This is a genomic window from Bacillus sp. 9.4 (genome assembly GCF_055486415.1).
In genome coordinates this window covers 450,832-464,713 of record NZ_JBVFMU010000001.1, presented here as the reverse complement: position 1 = coordinate 464,713, position 13,882 = coordinate 450,832, and the positions used below count along the sequence as shown (strand labels likewise).

16 protein-coding genes and 1 pseudogene are annotated in these 13,882 nt (G+C 45.7%); 12 read left to right on the top strand and 5 right to left on the bottom strand.

Annotated elements, in window-relative coordinates; all coding sequences use genetic code 11:
• Positions 1-76 precede the first annotated feature (76 nt).
• The gene (locus tag ACZ07B_RS02920; RefSeq protein ID WP_464876883.1) at positions 77-1,720 is read left to right on the top strand and encodes a M20/M25/M40 family metallo-hydrolase; all 1,644 of its coding nucleotides are present in this window, start codon (positions 77-79) and stop codon (positions 1,718-1,720) included.
• A gap of 39 nt (positions 1,721-1,759) precedes the next feature.
• On the opposite strand, the gene proC is transcribed toward ACZ07B_RS02920, so the two are convergent.
• Positions 1,760-2,596: a pyrroline-5-carboxylate reductase gene (proC, locus tag ACZ07B_RS02915; RefSeq protein WP_029946536.1), complete on the bottom strand. Its 837-nt coding sequence runs from the start codon at positions 2,594-2,596 to the stop codon at positions 1,760-1,762.
• A gap of 405 nt (positions 2,597-3,001) precedes the next feature.
• Here proC and ACZ07B_RS02910 point away from each other — a divergent pair, with 405 nt between their 5' ends.
• The 5 genes from ACZ07B_RS02910 to ACZ07B_RS02890 all read left to right on the top strand — a co-directional run bounded on the left by ACZ07B_RS02910 (position 3,002) and on the right by ACZ07B_RS02890 (position 7,590).
• Complete coding sequence (locus ACZ07B_RS02910; RefSeq protein WP_003230383.1) at positions 3,002-3,961, top strand: MBL fold metallo-hydrolase; 960 nt, start codon at positions 3,002-3,004, stop codon at positions 3,959-3,961.
• Positions 3,962-3,966: 5 nt separating this feature from the next.
• Positions 3,967-4,746, top strand: coding sequence for an SDR family oxidoreductase (locus ACZ07B_RS02905; protein ID WP_326248284.1), 780 nt, complete (start codon positions 3,967-3,969; stop codon positions 4,744-4,746).
• A 75-nt stretch (positions 4,747-4,821) separates the two neighbouring features.
• Entirely contained in the window at positions 4,822-6,168 is a 1,347-nt protein-coding gene (gene dsdA / locus ACZ07B_RS02900; protein ID WP_217018273.1) for a D-serine ammonia-lyase, read from the top strand.
• Between the two features lie 71 nt (positions 6,169-6,239).
• A complete protein-coding gene (coaA, locus tag ACZ07B_RS02895) occupies positions 6,240-7,199 on the top strand; it encodes a type I pantothenate kinase (RefSeq protein ID WP_003245966.1) in 960 nt (319 codons plus the stop codon).
• A 4-nt stretch (positions 7,200-7,203) separates the two neighbouring features.
• A complete protein-coding gene (locus tag ACZ07B_RS02890) occupies positions 7,204-7,590 on the top strand; it encodes a VOC family protein (RefSeq protein ID WP_123373116.1) in 387 nt (128 codons plus the stop codon).
• On the opposite strand, the gene ACZ07B_RS02885 is transcribed toward ACZ07B_RS02890, so the two are convergent.
• The 4 genes and pseudogenes from ACZ07B_RS02885 to ACZ07B_RS02870 all read right to left on the bottom strand — a co-directional run bounded on the left by ACZ07B_RS02885 (position 7,587) and on the right by ACZ07B_RS02870 (position 9,788).
• On the bottom strand, positions 7,587-7,949 hold the full coding sequence (locus ACZ07B_RS02885) for a hypothetical protein (protein ID WP_464876882.1): 363 nt from the start codon (positions 7,947-7,949) through the stop codon (positions 7,587-7,589). The two genes, ACZ07B_RS02890 and ACZ07B_RS02885, sit on opposite strands and share 4 nt — an antisense overlap.
• Positions 7,880-8,527: pseudogene (locus tag ACZ07B_RS02880) on the bottom strand (MFS transporter); the annotation flags it as partial. The gene ACZ07B_RS02885 and the pseudogene ACZ07B_RS02880, both read right to left, overlap by 70 nt.
• Positions 8,431-9,030: an MFS transporter gene (locus ACZ07B_RS02875; RefSeq protein WP_464876881.1), complete on the bottom strand. Its 600-nt coding sequence runs from the start codon at positions 9,028-9,030 to the stop codon at positions 8,431-8,433. The pseudogene ACZ07B_RS02880 and the gene ACZ07B_RS02875, both read right to left, overlap by 97 nt.
• Before the next feature lie 551 nt (positions 9,031-9,581).
• On the bottom strand, positions 9,582-9,788 hold the full coding sequence (locus ACZ07B_RS02870) for a YqzH family protein (RefSeq protein WP_014477257.1): 207 nt from the start codon (positions 9,786-9,788) through the stop codon (positions 9,582-9,584).
• Between the two features lie 165 nt (positions 9,789-9,953).
• Between ACZ07B_RS02870 and ACZ07B_RS02865 the strand changes: the two genes are divergently transcribed.
• From ACZ07B_RS02865 to ACZ07B_RS02840, 6 genes are all read left to right on the top strand, one after another.
• Positions 9,954-11,192 (top strand): DNA polymerase IV, encoded by a 1,239-nt coding sequence (locus ACZ07B_RS02865; protein WP_010886562.1) that lies wholly within the window; start codon positions 9,954-9,956, stop codon positions 11,190-11,192.
• Entirely contained in the window at positions 11,189-11,527 is a 339-nt protein-coding gene (locus tag ACZ07B_RS02860; protein WP_003230403.1) for a YolD-like family protein, read from the top strand. Before ACZ07B_RS02865 ends, ACZ07B_RS02860 begins: the two co-directional genes overlap by 4 nt.
• 184 nt (positions 11,528-11,711) lie before the next feature.
• The gene (locus tag ACZ07B_RS02855; RefSeq protein WP_015384025.1) at positions 11,712-12,182 is read left to right on the top strand and encodes a GNAT family N-acetyltransferase; all 471 of its coding nucleotides are present in this window, start codon (positions 11,712-11,714) and stop codon (positions 12,180-12,182) included.
• A 9-nt stretch (positions 12,183-12,191) separates the two neighbouring features.
• The gene (locus ACZ07B_RS02850; RefSeq protein ID WP_041053294.1) at positions 12,192-12,536 is read left to right on the top strand and encodes an antibiotic biosynthesis monooxygenase family protein; all 345 of its coding nucleotides are present in this window, start codon (positions 12,192-12,194) and stop codon (positions 12,534-12,536) included.
• Positions 12,529-13,560, top strand: coding sequence for a GNAT family N-acetyltransferase (locus tag ACZ07B_RS02845; protein WP_464876880.1), 1,032 nt, complete (start codon positions 12,529-12,531; stop codon positions 13,558-13,560). Before ACZ07B_RS02850 ends, ACZ07B_RS02845 begins: the two co-directional genes overlap by 8 nt.
• A complete protein-coding gene (locus tag ACZ07B_RS02840; protein ID WP_003226552.1) occupies positions 13,557-13,880 on the top strand; it encodes an iron-sulfur cluster biosynthesis family protein in 324 nt (107 codons plus the stop codon). Before ACZ07B_RS02845 ends, ACZ07B_RS02840 begins: the two co-directional genes overlap by 4 nt.
• Positions 13,881-13,882 lie beyond the last annotated feature (2 nt).

Below are 13,882 nucleotides of genomic sequence, written 5' to 3'. Positions count from 1 at the left end.
ATTTCTGTATAATAGACGAGAAATCAGTTTATTTTTCAGTATAGAAGCATTTTTATTCATAGGAGGGGCGAAATCAATGAATTGGCAGACGAAGGACGAATTGCTGGCACTTTTAACTTCTCTTGTGCAATACGAAAGCATCACCGGTTCAAAGGGCGAGGCAGCACTTGCAGAGTATCTTTATTTTATTTTGAAGGACAAGCCCTATTTTCAAAAGCACCCTGATGATGTAATACTTCATCCGATGGACGATGGCAGATCTTTTCTTACGGCTCTAGTCAAAAAGAAGAATGTCAAAAAGACAGTGCTTCTGCTGAGTCATTTTGATGTCGTTGACATAGAAGATTACGGCGAATTTAAACATATGGCTTGCAAGCCTGCTGAGCTTTTGAGCTCCTTTTTAGAGAAAAAAGAGCTGCTCCCGGAACGTGTGAGAAGAGATGCCGAAAGCGGAGACTGGCTGTTCGGAAGAGGGACGATGGATATGAAAGCGGGGCTTTGTGTTCAACTGTCGATGCTGGAGAGGGCAATGAACGGGCATTTTGAGGGCAATCTGCTGTTGATAACGGTTCCGGACGAGGAAGTGAATTCAAGAGGCATGATTGAAGTGGTTCCTGCATTGAAGGAAATGGAGAAAAAGCATGATATCACATTAACCGCTTGCCTGAATGCCGAACCGATGTTTGAAAAATTTCCCGGCGATCAGCAGCAATATTTTTATACAGGAAGCATTGGCAAGGTGCTTGCGGGTTTTTTCTGCAAGGGGATTGAGACACATGTTGGAGAGCCGTTTTCAGGCCTAAACGCAAATTTAATGGTATCTGAGATTAACCGTTTGCTTGAACTGAATGCTGATTATTGCGAAAAGGTTGATGGCGAGGTCACTCCGCCGCCGGTAAACTTAATGCAAAAGGACTTGAAAGAGGCATATTCAGTCCAGACACCGCATACAGCTGTCACATTATTTAATGTGCTGTCAATGAAACGCTCAGCTAGTGAGATGCATCAGATGCTGCTTAAAACAGCAGAACAGGCGGCGGAGGAAATCATGTCGAACGTTCGGAAGAAAACACAGGATTTTCAACAATTTGAGCCATTTCAGCCGATTGAGCGGAACATCACTGTTTTGACATTTGATGAGCTGGTCTCGCGTGCAAAAAAGCGTGCGGGGATCTCGGAAACAGAGCGGGCTCTAAATTATGCCTTTGCTAACAGGGGGGAGCTTGGAGACAGGGATTTTTCGACGAAAATTGTTTCTGAGCTTGCTTCGCTTTGTAAGGAGGATGCGCCGCTCATTGTGCTTTTTTACAGCCCGCCGTTGTATCCGGCGGTTTCTTCGAAGGATGATCAATTGATCAGGAATACAGCTGATCAGCTTATGCAGTACGCGGCTGACCGATACGGCATTGCATTACGGGAGGTTCAGTATTTCCCCGGACTTTCGGACTTGAGTTATCTTCAGCTGGAAAAGCAGGAGGTTGATGCATACACAAGCAATATGCCGCTCTTTAACAGAGGATATTCATTGCCAAGCGGTAAAGATCAGGCTTTATATGTCCCGGTTTTAAATGTCGGTCCGGCTGGTAAAGACCCGCATAAATGGACGGAAAGATTGTATATGCCTTATTCCTTTGAAGTGCTTCCCGATTTGCTTTCATTTACGATCTCCGCGCTATTAAAGCAATCAGAATCTGCCGGCCAGCTATTGCGGGAAACATAAAAAACAGAAGGCACTGTGCCTTCTGTTTTTGTCTTACATCTAAGAATGTCTCTCTAAGGCGGCACCGGCAAACTGTTCTTTGATTTCTGCGCTCCGTTTAGCTGTTTCTTCAATACAGTGAATAATTGCTTCTTCAAAGCGGGAGTCCTGTAAAGCGCGAAGACCTGCCTCTGTAGTGCCTCCAGGACTAGTGATTTCTTTACGCAGCTTTTCCGGCTGTTTGCCGCTTTGAAGGAGCATATCTGTTGCCCCTGCCATTGTCTGCAAAATGAGTGCTTTTGCCGTTTCTTTATCTAATCCTACTTTTTGTGCCGCTTTTTCCATCGCCTCAATATAACGATACACGTAGGCCGGGCCGCTGCCTGCAATTGCAGTGACAGCGTCAAGATGCCGCTCCTCAACCAGTGTTGCATCACCGATTGTTTCCAATAGAGCTTTTGCGGCAATTATATCATTCTTGCTTGCTTCCGCGCTTACGGAAAATCCGGTTGCTGATTTTCTGATTGCCGCCGATGTATTAGGCATGACGCGAATGACCGGGAGCTTTCTGCCAAAATAATGCTGAATGGTCTCGATGGTAAGGCCTGCAAGTACTGAAATTACAAGCTGGTCCTTGATATACGGCCGGATGCTGTCGATGCTTTCCGCCGCGTCTTTCGGTTTGAAAGCGAGGATAATGATATCGGTGTGAGTGAAAAACTCATTTTTATCTCTGCATGGACGCACGCCGTACGTTTCCTTTAATTCAATCAGACGCTCGTCATTTGAGCGATTTGTAATATAGATATGTTCTGGTTTTGTGATGCCGCTTTGCAAAATGCCGTTGATCATTGCTTCTGCCATTGACCCGGCGCCGACAAATCCTATCTTTTTCATTGATATCCTCCTTCTATCAGAACAACAAAAAAACCTTTTCATCACGTAAAGGACGAAAAGGTTCGCGGTACCACCCTCATTAGCACAAATTGTGCTCAGCTCAAATCCCGTAACGCGGGAAACGTTTAGGTTTTCCTAACCGCGACTTGAGGGCAGGTTCTACAAACAAGCGGGCCGCAACACCTTTCAGCCAGGGGGTATCGCTCTCTTAGGCCATTGCCTTGTATACTATTCCTCGTCATAGCGTTCCAATGGTTCTCGTTTTAGTTTGTTGTTCATTATGCAATGGCGGACAAGCTGATGTCAATAGCTTTTTCAAAAAGGTTTGTTCTCATTCAGCAATAATGACACAAGATCGAGAAAAAGCTAAAATATGAATAATGAATGAAGACAAGGAGCGAAAGGATGACAACTGAAGATGTAATTGCGATCCGCGTCCCAACGCCGTTTGCTGTCGGCGATGTTATCGTTTACCTCGTAAAAGGTGATGCACTGACACTTATTGATGCAGGGCCGAATACAAAAGAGGCTGCCAGAGCCTTACAAGAGCAGCTTGCCGCTGTAAATGTGAAAATGTCAGATATCGAGCAGGTTGTACTGACTCACCATCATGCTGATCATGCAGGCTTGCTTGATGTCTTTTCAGATGAAATCGAAGTGATTGGGCATGCATTCAACGAACCTTATATCAGCCAAAATCAAGCCTTTATGGATTGGCAAAAACGTTTTTTTCAAAAGCTGCTGCCTGAATTAGGCGTTCCATTTGATACGGGGAAGGCGGAAAAGCTGATTCGATCAGCGTACGCATTTTCCTGTACGAGATCTCTGACAAAATCAATCAGAGAAGGTATGGGCATAGATGGGCTTGAGGGCTGGTCTGTGTTGGAGATGCCTGGACATGCTGAATCGCATATCGTTCTGTTCCATGAAAAAAGCGGAAGGATGCTTGGCGGCGATCTACTGCTGGCCAACAGCTCGTCTAATCCGATTTTGGAAGCGCCGAAAGCGGGAGACGTCAGGTCAAAGCCTTTAGTGGATTATCAGCGGTCATTGCGAAGGCTGTCTCAACTTGATCCAACAATCGTATTTCCTGGTCACGGCGAGCCTATCACCAGTGTACAAGCGCTGATTGAGAAGCGTTTTGACAAGCAGAGGAACAGGACGGAGGATGTGCGTCGCATGCTGGATGAAAAGCCGATGACCGCTTTTCAGGTCTGTCAGCAGCTTTTTCCTGCTGTATATGAAAAGGAATTGTTTTTAACGATGTCAGAAACGGCAGGTCACCTTGATGTGTTGGAGGCTGAAGAAGCCATCACGTCATATTGGGAAGGAAATACCGCATACTTTAAAACAATGAAGAGGTGAAATGGGTGAAACATATAGCGGGAAAAAGGATTTGGATAACCGGCGCTTCAGGAGGGCTTGGAGAAAGAATCGCATACTTATGCGCGGCTGAAGGAGCCCATGTCCTGCTGTCTGCTAGACGCGAGGATCGTTTGATAGAAATCAAAAGGAAAATAACCGAGGAATGGAGCGGACAGTGTGAGATTTTTCCTCTGGATGTCGGCCGCCTAGAGGATATCGCCCGGGTCCGCGATCAGATCGGCTCGATTGATGTACTGATTAACAATGCAGGCTTCGGTATATTTGAAACGGTTTTAGACTCTACATTGGATGACATGAAAGCGATGTTTGATGTGAATGTCTTCGGCCTGATCGCCTGTACAAAAGCGGTGCTTCCGCAAATGCTTGAGCAAAAAAAGGGCCATATCATCAATATCGCCTCTCAAGCGGGGAAAATCGCAACACCGAAGTCGAGCCTGTATTCCGCGACCAAGCATGCCGTGTTAGGTTACTCAAACGCTTTGCGGATGGAGCTTTTGGGAACCGGCATTTATGTAACAACAGTCAACCCGGGACCGATTCAGACGGACTTTTTTTCCATTGCTGATAAAGGCGGGGACTACGTCAAAAATGTCGGCCGCTGGATGCTTGATCCTGATGACGTGGCAGCTCAAATTACAGCTGCAATTTTTACGAACAAGCGGGAGATCAATCTTCCGCGTTTAATGAATGCCGGCACTAAGTTGTATCAGCTGTTTCCAGCTCTTGTAGAAAAGCTGGCAGGACGCGCGCTCATGAAAAAATAATGATGGAACTGCCTGTGGTGGAGTGGCTTGTTTCTCACGAGGCAGTTTTTGATAGTGGAAGGGAGAGATTGTTGAATGTCAGTTCATTCAGAAGTCCTTCATGCTCTGTTTAAAGATCCATTTATACAGAAACTGATTGATGCAGAGCCTGTATTCTGGGCAAATTCAGGCAAGAAAGAGGGGCCATTACCCCGTGCAGATGAGTGGGAAACCGAGATAGCGGAAGCGGAAAAAAGAATGCGGCGGTTTGCACCTTACATTTCCGAGGTGTTTCCTGAGACGAAAGGTGCTAAAGGAATCATCGAGTCTCCGCTTTTTGAGGTGCAGCATATGAAGGAAAAGCTGGAAGCGGCATATCAGCAGCCACTTCCGGGAAGATGGCTTTTAAAGTGCGACCATGAGCTTCCGATTTCAGGATCGATTAAAGCGAGGGGCGGGATTTATGAAGTGTTAAAGCATGCTGAAAATCTCGCGCTTCAAGAAGGAATGCTTCAGGAAACCGATGATTACCGCATCTTACAGGAAGAGCGGTTTACCGGGTTTTTCTCCCGCTATTCGATTGCTGTCGGTTCGACAGGGAATCTGGGTTTAAGCATCGGCATCATCGGCGCGGCACTCGGGTTTCGCGTGACAGTGCATATGTCCGCCGATGCTAAGCAGTGGAAAAAGGATCTCCTCCGCCAAAAGGGAGTCACTGTTATGGAGTACGAAACAGATTACAGCGAAGCGGTCAACGAAGGGAGACGGCAGGCGGAACAAGATCCATTCTGTTATTTTATTGATGATGAACATTCTCGTCAGTTGTTCTTAGGATATGCTGTTGCTGCAAGCCGATTAAAAACACAACTTGACTGTATGAATATACAGCCGAGTCTTGAGACGCCTTTGTTTGTGTATCTGCCGTGTGGAGTCGGCGGAGGACCGGGCGGTGTAGCATTTGGGCTGAAGCTTTTATACGGAGATGATGTTCATGTGTTTTTCGCAGAACCAACTCATTCACCTTGTATGCTGTTAGGGCTTTATTCAGGACTTCACGAGAAGATCTCCGTCCAGGATATCGGCCTGGATAATCAGACTGCTGCTGACGGACTTGCCGTAGGGAGGCCGTCAGGATTTGTCGGCAAGCTGATTGAACCGCTTCTGAGCGGCTGTTATACGGTAGAGGACAATACGCTTTATACTTTGCTTCATATGCTGGCTGTATCTGAAGATAAATATTTAGAGCCCTCTGCTCTTGCGGGCATGTTCGGGCCGGTTCAGCTTTTTTCGACAGAAGAGGGAAGGCGCTATGGTCAGAAATATAAGATGGAACATGCCGTACATGTCGTCTGGGGAACGGGAGGAAGCATGGTTCCAAAAGAAGAAATGGCTGCGTATAACCGAATCGGTGCCGATTTGCTAAAAAAACGAAATGAAAAATAAGCAGACAGTGAAAAGGTTTTCCGTTACAATCTTTGTAAGGGTTTTAACCTACAGAGAGTCAGGTGTAAACAGTGAAAAATAAAGAACTTAACTTACATACTTTATATACACAGCACAATCGTGAGTCTTGGTCTGGTTTTGGGGGGCATTTGTCGATTGCTGTATCTGAAGAAGAGGCAAAAGCTGTGGAAGGATTGAATGATTATCTATCTGTTGAAGAAGTGGAAACGATCTATATTCCGCTTGTTCGCTTGCTTCATTTACATGTCAAGTCTGCGGCTGAACGCAATAAGCATGTCAATGTTTTTTTGAAGCACCCACATTCAGCCAAAATTCCGTTTATTATCGGCATTGCCGGCAGTGTCGCAGTCGGAAAAAGCACGACGGCGCGGATCTTGCAGAAGCTGCTTTCGCGTTTGCCTGACCGTCCAAAAGTGAGCCTTATCACGACAGATGGTTTTTTATTTCCTACTGCCGAGCTGAAAAAGAAAAATATGATGTCTAGAAAAGGGTTTCCTGAAAGCTATGATGTAAAGGCGCTGCTCGAATTTTTGAATGACTTAAAATCAGGAAAGGACAGCGTAAAGGCCCCGGTGTATTCCCATCTAACCTATGACCGCGAGGAAGGTGTGTTCGAGGTTGTAGAACAGGCGGATATTGTGATTATTGAAGGCATTAATGTGCTTCAGTCGCCCACCTTGGAGGATGACCGGGAAAACCCGCGTATTTTTGTTTCCGATTTCTTTGATTTTTCGATTTATGTGGATGCGGAGGAAAGCCGGATTTTCACTTGGTATTTAGAGCGTTTTCGCCTGCTTCGGGAAACTGCTTTTCAAAATCCTGATTCATATTTTCATAAATTTAAAGACTTGTCCGATCAGGAGGCTGACGAGATGGCAGCCTCGATTTGGGAGAGTGTCAACCGGCCGAATTTATATGAAAATATTTTGCCGACTAAATTCAGGTCAGATCTCATTTTGCGTAAGGGAGACGGGCATAAGGTCGAGGAAGTGCTGGTAAGGAGGGTATGAAATTGTGCATCATATCGAACTGTATGTCTCTGATTTGGAGGCGTCTAGGCGGTTTTGGGGATGGTTCTTAAAAGAACTTGGCTATAAAGAGTATCAAAAATGGAGCTCAGGCATCAGCTGGAAGAAAGATCGTTTTTACCTAGTGATTGTGCAGGCGAAAGAGCCATTTCTAGAGCCGGAATACCATAGATGCCGAGTCGGTCTGAACCATCTCGCATTTCATGCTGAATCCAAGCTTCAAGTCGATCAGATGACTGAAAAATTGACGGCAAAAGGTTATCGTGTGTTGTACCGAGACAGGCATCCTTTTGCCGGAGGAGTCGGGCATTATGCAGTCTTTTGTGAGGATCCAGACCGGATTAAGGTAGAGCTCGTTGCCCCAAGCTGTTAATCGTGATCTTCGGACAGGCTGTTCAGCTTTTTCTCAATGCGATCCAGCTGCGCTTTTCGGTTTTTCGCATACTTGAAGCCTGTAACAGCCGCAAAGATGACAGCGGCAAATATAATAAATACAAACAGCTGAAACATCACATCACCTATATTCATGTTCTTCACCTCATGTTTGCGGGAGAGATTCATTCTCTTCCGTTTTTTATGTAAAGCGGCTTTTCCAGACGGGAACGGTGTTTTGTGGTCTCCGTTTTCATTTGCCGATAGGCGAACGCTAAAAATGGCAGGCCGAGCAGGGTAATGCCGCTCAGGACAGAAAAAATATAAATCGGCCGGCCAGCGCCAAACAGGTCTATACATATCCCCCCGACCCAAGGGCCGATGACGTTTCCGAGCTGGGAAAAACCGATTGCCCCGAAATAAGTGCCTTTTAATCCTGGTTTTGCAATCTGGTCTACATACAAATCCATCATAGAGAATAAAAGCACTTCGCCGATTGTAAATGTGATGACAATCATCACAATTGAAGGAACACCGTGTGATACGGTGAAAATGGCCATGCTGATACTAACCATCACATTACCGAGCATAAGAGAACAAAGCGGCGAAAAACGTTTTGCAAAATGGACAATGGGAAATTGCGTCGCCAACACAACGATTGCGTTTAATGTCAGCATCAGCCCATACAGCTTCGTTCCATTGTCGATCAAGGGGTTCTGCGCCATATACTGAGGGAATGTGGAACTGAATTGTGAGTAGCCGAAGGTGCATAGCGTAATGCCGACCAAAGCAATGGTAAAAAGATAATCCTTTTGCGTGACCATAAACGCTTCCCGCACGCTCATATTTCGGGATTGGGCTGGTGCTGATAAGGATGGATGTTTTTTAAACTGGAGGGCAAGCACAATTCCGTATAGTCCGTAAATGACTGCAGGCACCAAAAAGGGCGTAGTCGATTGCGATGAGCCGAAATATAGGCCAAGCACACAGGTCCGAAGACAACGCCGATATTAATAGCCGCATAGCGTAAATTAAAAACTAGCAGTCTCGTTTTTTCTTCTGTCATATCAGACAGCAAGGCCTTTGAAGCGGGCTCAAACAGTGATTTGCAAAGACCGTTTAATGCGTTTACTACAAAAAACACCCAGAGATGAGATGCTGCCGCAAAGCCTGCAAATACCAGCATCCATCCGAAAATCGATACAAGCATCATGTTTTTTCTGCCGAATTTATCTGAGATATATCCGCCGTAAAAGCTTGCGAGGATGCCGACTGATGAGCTCGCGGCGATGACCAGCCCTGCATAGGAAGCTGATGCGCCTTGGACGGCTGTCAAATAAATCGCTAAAAAAGGAATGCTCATCGATGTTGCCATTCTGCCGAAAATGGTTCCGATTATAATTGTCCAGCTGATCGGGTGGATATCTTTCCATTTCTTCATGAATTATATTCTCTCCTGTATGTATGATCTTTCTCTATCATATATGAAAAAATTTCCTTCTCCAATAGATCGTTCAAAATATTTCGTTATTGACATGTAGTATGCCTGATTGTATGGATGGCAATATACTATGCGTTGAGGATGCGTGTGGCTGACGGGGTTGACATCTTGAATTTGAAGGTGATGACAGAAGGAAAATGACGGTATGTCCGAATTCAGTGAGGGTGTGTTTGAAACATTAAAAGAGTTTAAGCCGCCAGGACGTGGATCATATTGGCAGTGAAACCGGCTATGAGATCAAGATGTACGCTGAAAACCGGCATGGACCGCATGACAGAACAAGAGAGCACATCTCTTCGAAAAAGTGTATACGCGTGATCATGGACAGCTTATTCCGTTTTGCGCGAGCATTGAGGGGAATTTTACGCCAGGCCATATGAATCTATGGAGCGTGAGAAAATCCTGCTTTTTTTCTGTAAGCCTGAGACTGTTTATTTGTTTCAGGCGGTGTTTTCAAGGGGAAGCCGCATCAGCGGCTGAAAGTCATGCGTTTAAGAGAACAAGCCTTGGTTTGTGACATAGTCATAAATGATATCTTCTATATGCGCATGCAAATCCTCATCCGGTTCTTCATTCCGTCTCTCTTGTAGAGCCGCTTTCAGGCTTTGTTTTTCATACGGGCTTAACGGATCTATAGCAACGTTTCTGCCGTATTGCCGCAATGCCTGTTCCATCATTTTTTCGACAAATTTCTCCATCATGACTCTCCTATCCTTATGCTTCGCTTTTATTCTACTAAATGTTTTTCTTCTCTCAAACCCTTGGATCATATTTTCTGTCAGACAAGAATCATTTACCAGTATAAAACGAACATACTTTCGCATATAATGAAAAACGAACATAAGTTCTTTTTAGAGGTGTGTATGATGAAAGAAAAAGTGATTTTTCTCGTTGACATGCAATCGTTTTATGCATCTGTAGAGAAAGCGGAAAATCCACATTTGAAAAATAGGCCTGTCATTGTTTCGGGTGACCCTGAAAAAAGGGGCGGAGTCGTATTGGCTGCCTGCCCGCTGGCGAAACAAAAGGGTGTGGTGAATGCTTCACGGCTGTGGGAGGCGCAGGAAAAGTGTCCTGAGGCTGTTGTGCTCCGGCCGCGTATGCAGCGGTATATTGATGTATCACTGCAAATTACGGCCATTCTCGAGGAGTATACAGACCTTGTGGAGCCTTATTCTATCGATGAACAGTTCATGGACATTACAGGCAGCCAGAAGCTGTTTGGGACGCCGATGGAGATCGCGAAAAGCATTCAGGGCAGAATCATGCGGGAGATCGGCGTTTATGCACGGGTCGGAATCGGCCCTAACAAAGCGCTGGCCAAAATTGCGTGTGACAATTTTGCCAAAAAGAATAAGAACGGTATTTTTACCTTAACGAAAGAAAATATGAAAACCGAAATGTGGCCGCTCCCGGTGGGCAGCATGTTTGGCGTCGGGAGCCGCATGAAGCATCATTTAAATCGGATGGGCATCAGCACGATCGGCGGGCTCGCGGCTTTTCCGCTCGATCTTTTAAAAAAGAAATGGGGCATTAACGGCCACGTGCTGTGGATGACGGCAAACGGAATCGACTATTCCCCTGTGTCAACTTCGTCTCTGGACGGGCAAAAGGCGATAGGCCATGGAATGACTCTCCCGAGAGACTACGAACACTTTGACAAAGAAATCAAGGTCGTATTGCTTGAGCTGAGTGAAGAAGTGTGCAGGCGAAGCCGAAACGCCGGGGTCATGGGGCAGACGGTGTCAGTGAGCTGCCGGGGTGCTGATTTTGATTGGCCGACGGGCTTCAACCGGCAAGTGAAGCTGGCAGAGCCGACTAATTCTACTCAGGATGTATATGAGGCTGTACGCCGGCTGTTTCTTACATTTTGGGACGGGAAACCTGTCCGCCGCCTCGGTGTCAATCTGTCTCAGCTCTCATCTGATGACATATGGCAGCTCAATTTATTTCAGGATTATGCAAAGAAAATGAGCCTAGGCTATGTGATGGACGGCATTAAAAATCGATTCGGCGACACAGCAATCATCAGGGCGGCGTCACTGACAGCGGCAGGCCAGGCATTTGAACGTGCGGCTAAAATAGGGGGGCATTATAAATGAACGATCATTTAAAAAGGGGCAACCTGCTGTGGGAAGGGAGCAGGATGTTTCTGCCGGAACATAAGCAAAGCCTGCTGGAGAGAAAGCGACTTAAACAGAAGCTGCAAAAGCCGATCCTTGACCCCGATAAGCTGGAAGAGATGAATCAAACGCTTTGCGCCGCGATGGAGTTCGCTCAGGATATCACTGTCAGCTGCTTTCAGGACGGTGAGATTGTCCGCTGCACCGGGAAGATCTGCCGGTATGAAGAGTTTGAAAAAGCAGTATGGATAAAAGGAGACGAGGATCAGCTTTATAAGCTGAGACTTGATCAAGTGCTTGATATTGTGCTGTAAAGTCTCTCCTCCTGCTTGGGGGAGAAATAGGCTAAAATGATGAAACATTGTTCCCTCGGCAGTCTGGAAACGTATGATAAAGGAAAGAAGGCATTTACAATTCCAGCCAGGCAAAATATAATTTTTATATTGTGAGAAAAAGAGCTGACATTCGTTTTGCCAGACGGAGGGAGATCAAATCGTAATGGATATTCGAACAATCACGTCTTCAGATTATGAAATGGTAACGTCTGTACTGAATGAATGGTGGGGCGGCAGACAGCTGAAAGAAAAATTGCCGAGACTATTTTTTGAGCATTTTCAGGACACAAGCTTTATTACATCCGAACATAACAGCATGACGGGATTTTTAATCGGATTTCAATCGCAATCGGATTCTGAAACGGCGTACATTCATTTTTCCGGTGTGCATCCAGATTTCAGAAAAATGCAAATTGGGAAACAATTGTATGATGTATTTATCGAAACAGTAAAACAAAGAGGCTGCACCCGGGTAAAGTGCGTCACTTCACCTGTGAATAAGGTATCAATCGCATATCACACAAAATTGGGGTTTGATATTGAAAAGGGCACCAAGACGGTAAATGGCATCTCAGTGTTTGCAAACTATGATGGCCCGGGCCAAGACAGGGTACTGTTTGTCAAAAACATATGAGGGGGAAATATGATGGATTTTTTATCAAAAACACCTGAGCCTCCTTACTATGCAGTCATTTTTTCTTCTGTCAAAAGCGAAAATGACACAGGATATGGAGAAACAGCGGAGCGGATGGTATCGCTTGCGGCGGATCAGCCTGGATTTTTAGGCGTGGAAAGCGTACGTGAAGCGGATGGAAGGGGCATCACAGTTTCCTATTGGGACAGTATGGACGCAATTAACCATTGGAGGCATCACACTGAACATCAAGCAGCAAAAGAAAAAGGAAAAAGCGTTTGGTACGAGTCGTATGCAGTCCGCGTCGCAAAAGTCGACAGACAGCGGCTGTTTCAGGAGAACACGAATGATTGAATTTCTCCAGCATAAGGAAGCCACTATAGCGCGTGAGATTTTAGCCGTACAGATCCCCGCCTACATAAAGGAAACAGAGATTATCGGTTTTGACGGTATTCCCGCTTTACAAGAGAAGGTGAAGGATATTCAAGCATCCCATGAACGATTTGCGGGATATCGGAAAAACGGCAAGCTGATCGGTGTCATTTCATATGAGAAAAACATGCATCATCTCACCATTTGCAGGCTTGTTGTGCATCCTGACGGTTTCAGAAAAGGAATTGGACGAGCACTTCTGCAATTTGTCATTGATCATAATGAAGACGCTGAGAAAATCGAAGTAGTCACAGCCGAGAACAATACCCCGGCCGTGTCACTCTATACACAGGCTGGATTCCAAAAGACAGAAACCGTCAAAGCAGCGCAGGGTCTATTGCTGTCGGTCTTTCATTTGTATCCGAAAAGAAAAGTTGAGGTCATTATCTACAACGAAAAATGGGCAGAATGTTTCGATGAAGAAAAAGAACGGCTGAAACTTGTGTTCGGGCCGGAGATTATCGCTGTTCATCACATCGGAAGCACATCAATACCGAACATGGCAGCGAAGCCAATCATTGATATGTTAATTGAAGTCAGAAGCATTGAAGCTGTGAGCCAATTTGATGAACAAATGAAGGCTAACGGCTATACACCAAAAGGTGAGAACGGCATAGCGGGCAGGCGTTATTTCCAAAAGGGCGGAAATAAACGCACTCATCATGTCCATATGTACGAACAGGGAAACCCTGCTATTGAAAGGCATCTGTTATTCAGAGATTATCTCAGAGCTCATCCAAACATAGCGAAAGAATACGCCGTTCTCAAAAAACGGCTGGCGGCCCAGCATCCTGACAGCATCAATCAGTACATACAAGGGAAAGATGAGTGGATCAAGACTGCAGAAGAAAATGCGAAGCGGTGGAAAAAAGGCAGAAACAATGCGAATGGCAGTGTTGTATGCTACAATAGCGAAAATGATGAAAACGGGGGGTTCACCTTATGAACATACATGTGACAGATGCAGCAAAACAGGCACTGCAGCAGGCGTTTGACGCCAACCCGGGGAAAAAAGCCCAGCTTCGTTACGATGCAGAAGGATGCGGCTGCGCGGTAAGCGGTGTCCCGACAATCTGGCTGGCAGAAGAATTAACGGGACAGTGCGAGCAGCTGGAAACGAACGGCATTCCGCTGTATATCCAATCGTCGCAAAAAGTGTTTTTTGACGATCAAATGACGATCGATTACAATGAAAAAGCCAAAACATTGGCGCTGAAAAGCCCGGCTGAAATGCTCAGCCCCAGAATGAGCATATTAGTAAAGTAGGA

Coding starts and splice junctions, on each gene's coding strand:
- ACZ07B_RS02920 (WP_464876883.1), top strand. CDS start 77: ATGAATTGGCAGACGAAGGACGAATTGCTGGCACTTTTAACTTCTCTT.
- proC (WP_029946536.1), bottom strand. CDS start 2,596: ATGAAAAAGATAGGATTTGTCGGCGCCGGGTCAATGGCAGAAGCAATG.
- ACZ07B_RS02910 (WP_003230383.1), top strand. CDS start 3,002: ATGACAACTGAAGATGTAATTGCGATCCGCGTCCCAACGCCGTTTGCT.
- dsdA (WP_217018273.1), top strand. CDS start 4,822: ATGTCAGTTCATTCAGAAGTCCTTCATGCTCTGTTTAAAGATCCATTT.
- ACZ07B_RS02885 (WP_464876882.1), bottom strand. CDS start 7,949: ATGTATAGACCTGTTTGGCGCTGGCCGGCCGATTTATATTTTTTCTGT.
- ACZ07B_RS02875 (WP_464876881.1), bottom strand. CDS start 9,030: ATGAAGAAATGGAAAGATATCCACCCGATCAGCTGGACAATTATAATC.
- ACZ07B_RS02870 (WP_014477257.1), bottom strand. CDS start 9,788: ATGGAGAAATTTGTCGAAAAAATGATGGAACAGGCATTGCGGCAATAC.
- ACZ07B_RS02865 (WP_010886562.1), top strand. CDS start 9,954: ATGATGAAAGAAAAAGTGATTTTTCTCGTTGACATGCAATCGTTTTAT.
- ACZ07B_RS02860 (WP_003230403.1), top strand. CDS start 11,189: ATGAACGATCATTTAAAAAGGGGCAACCTGCTGTGGGAAGGGAGCAGG.
- ACZ07B_RS02855 (WP_015384025.1), top strand. CDS start 11,712: ATGGATATTCGAACAATCACGTCTTCAGATTATGAAATGGTAACGTCT.
- ACZ07B_RS02850 (WP_041053294.1), top strand. CDS start 12,192: ATGATGGATTTTTTATCAAAAACACCTGAGCCTCCTTACTATGCAGTC.
- ACZ07B_RS02845 (WP_464876880.1), top strand. CDS start 12,529: ATGATTGAATTTCTCCAGCATAAGGAAGCCACTATAGCGCGTGAGATT.
- ACZ07B_RS02840 (WP_003226552.1), top strand. CDS start 13,557: ATGAACATACATGTGACAGATGCAGCAAAACAGGCACTGCAGCAGGCG.